Genomic DNA, 2,872 nt, shown 5'->3' with positions numbered 1-2,872 from the left:
GCCGCGTCAGGAGCCGACGACGACAGTTCCCGTACGGCCGTGGTCAGCGTGGTCACGGCGTCGTCGTCGACCGGGCCACCCGACATGACGACGTGCCAGGCCACCTCGGCCGGTCGTGCTCCGATGCCGCGGAGGCTGTCGGCCGCTTCCCGGTGCAGAGCCACGCGTACGGCCAGGGGCAGGTTCTCGTGGACGGCCTGCCGGATGAGGTCGTGGCGGAAGGCGAGCCGCGGGCCGTCGGCCGAGAGCAGACCGGCGTGCAGGGCGGCCTCGACGCCTGACAGCAGGCTGCCGACCTGTCTGCCGAACATGCGGGCGGCCGTGCCGAGGTCGAATTCCCGGCCGAGGACGGATCCGATCTGGAGCAGGCGTACGGCATCCTCGGGGAGCCGGTCCAGGCGCGCGGCGACACTCCGCCGGAAACTGACGGGTATGCCATCGTGCAGGAGGCTCGCCTCACTCGCCTCCATTCTGGCGGCGTCCGTGTCGGCGAACGCGCGTACCAGTTCGATGGCCAGGAAGGGATTGCCCGCGACGGCTCGCAGGAGCCTGGCCAGACCGGGTGACGGCCTCGCTCCGAGGACGTCTGCCGCGATGTCCTGCAGTTCCCGCTGCGGCAGGGGGCCGAGGGTCAGCCATCGGGCTCCAAGGCGTTCGAGGTCGTCCCGCACCCTGGCGACGGTCGGTCGCTCGGTGTCCGACCGTACGGCCAGCACCCACAGGATCCGTGAGGCTGCCAGACGTCCGGGCAGGGTGCGCAGGACGAAGAGCGTGGCCGGGTCCGCCCATTGCGCGTCGTCCACCAGTACGGCCACCGGGGCGTGCTGGGCCCGGTCCTCAAGAGCGTCCGTGATGCTGTCCAGCAGCCACAGCCGCTGGTCGTCGGTGGCCGTGGCGGCTCGGCCGGCACCGTCGGAGGACTGCAGTGCGGACTGCAGTGCGGCTCCCGCCGCGTACTGGTCGAGTTCGTCGGCCCGTACCGACACCACGTCGAACCCGGACCTCCGCCCCATCTCGTCCAGTTCCCTCAGCAACCGGCTCTTGCCGACGCCCGGCGCGCCTTCCACGACGACGCAGGCGCCTCGTCCGCCTCGCACCGTGTCCAGGGCTTCGCGGACAGCAGTGATCTCGTGGTCCCGTCCTCGCAGGCGAGGACCGGTCACGGCGTGGTTCCCGCGCCCGCCTGCCTGGTCGCCGGCGTCTGTGCTGCTCATGGGGCAAGCATGGCTCACGGCCGCGCCCGCCCTCAACGCCGGTTTCCCGGTGATCGCCGGTTTCACCCGGGTGATCGCCGGCCGCGCGCCGTCCCGTCACCCTGTCGCGACGCACGCTCCGTGGCATCCGGATCTCTTGTCCCTGGAGAGGAGCACGACGTGCGTACAGGCAAGGAATACCTGGCAGCGCTGAACGACGGCCGCAAGGTGTGGGTGGGTGACGAACTCGTCGACAACGTGGCCACGCACCCGAAGACCAGGGCGTACGCCCAGAGCCTCGCGGCCTTCTACGACCTGCACCACCGCCCGGACCTCCAGGACGCCATGACGTTCGTCGACGAGGATGGCGTCCGGCGGTCCATGACGTGGTTCCAGCACCGTTCCAAGGAGGACCTGCGGCGTAAGCGCCACTACCTGGAGACGGTGCAGCGGGAACTCGGCGGCGGGGCGATCCCGCGGACGCCGGACGTCAACAACTACGTCCTGCTGACCTACGTAGACGACCCGGAGCCGTGGAGCAGCCAGTCCGTCGGGACCGGCGGAAGGGACCTCACCGAGGGGATCCTCGACTTCTGGAACGTGGTGCGGGACGGTGACCTCAACGCGACACCGGCCTTCGTCGACCCCCAGGCGGACCGCTCGCGCGATTCCGCCCAGGCCGAGTCGCCCGCCCTGCGGGTGGTGGCCACCTCGGACGAGGGCATCACCGTGCGGGGCGTGAAGGCGATCAGCACCGGCGCGGCTTTCGGCGACTGGATCCACATCGGCGTCTTCTACCGCCCCGGAATCGTCGCGGAACAGATCATCTACGGGGCGGTGAAGCCCGACACCCCCGGGGTCACCATCATCTGCCGGGAGAGCAACGTCCAGGACGGCGAGGAGGTCGAGCACCCGCTCGCCTCGCAGGGCGACGAGCTGGACAGCGTCATCGTGTTCGAGGACGTGTTCATCCCCTGGAACCGCGTCTTCCACGTCGGTAACCCCCAGCACGCGGCGCTGTACCCGCAGCGTGTCTTCGACTGGCTGCACTACCACTCACTGGTGCGTGCGATGGTGAAGGCCGAGCTGATGCTCGGCCTGGCCCTGCTGATCACCGAGCACATCGGCACGTACCAGCTGCCGCCGGTCCAGGCCCGGGTCGCCCGGTTCGCCGGCTTCCACCAGACGCTCAAGGCGCATACGGTCGGTTCGGAGGACGAGGGGTTCTTCACTCCCGGCGGCATCTTCAAGCCGAACGTCCTGATGTTCGACTTCGGACGGGCGTACTACATCGAGCACATCACCGAGATGGTGCACGAGCTCCTCGACCTGGCCGGTCGTTCCGCGCTCATCTATCCGACCGAGGGGCAGTGGCAGCAGCCTGAACTGCGGCCGTGGCTCGAGGCGTTGCAGACCGGGCCGGTCGGCAGGCCCTACGACCGGCTGAAGATCAGCCGGGTGATCCGCGACATGTTCCTGTCCGACTGGGGCGGCCGCATCAGCACCTTCGAGAACTTCAACGGCACGCCTCTGCTCGCCATCCGGAGTCTCACCATGAAGCGCGCCGAGATGTCCCCGGGCGGCAGCATGGCAGACCTCGCGCGCAAGGTCTGCGGCATCGAGAGCGGGAGCGACGAGCAGGAGACCGTGTACACGGCTCAGGCGAACTACGCCCGGCG

The 2,872-nt window shown here is 69.5% G+C and carries 2 protein-coding genes; one reads left to right on the top strand and one right to left on the bottom strand.

What is annotated here, in order from left to right:
• Positions 1 to 1,214, bottom strand: a 1,214-nt coding sequence (locus tag ABZV34_RS38150; protein WP_356287501.1) for an AAA family ATPase, incomplete at its 3' end; no start/stop codon positions are given.
• Positions 1,215 to 1,373: 159 nt separating this feature from the next.
• Between ABZV34_RS38150 and ABZV34_RS38145 the strand changes: the two genes are divergently transcribed.
• The coding region (locus tag ABZV34_RS38145) for a 4-hydroxyphenylacetate 3-hydroxylase N-terminal domain-containing protein (RefSeq protein ID WP_356287498.1) at positions 1,374 to 2,872 on the top strand (1,499 nt) is incomplete at its 3' end.

The sequence above is a fragment of the Streptomyces sp. NPDC005195 genome (genome assembly GCF_040608315.1).
GTDB classification, from domain to species: Bacteria; Actinomycetota; Actinomycetes; order Streptomycetales; family Streptomycetaceae; genus Streptomyces; species Streptomyces kaempferi.
Note: the sequence above shows the minus strand (reverse complement) of the source record. Positions and strands in the feature narration are given on the sequence as shown.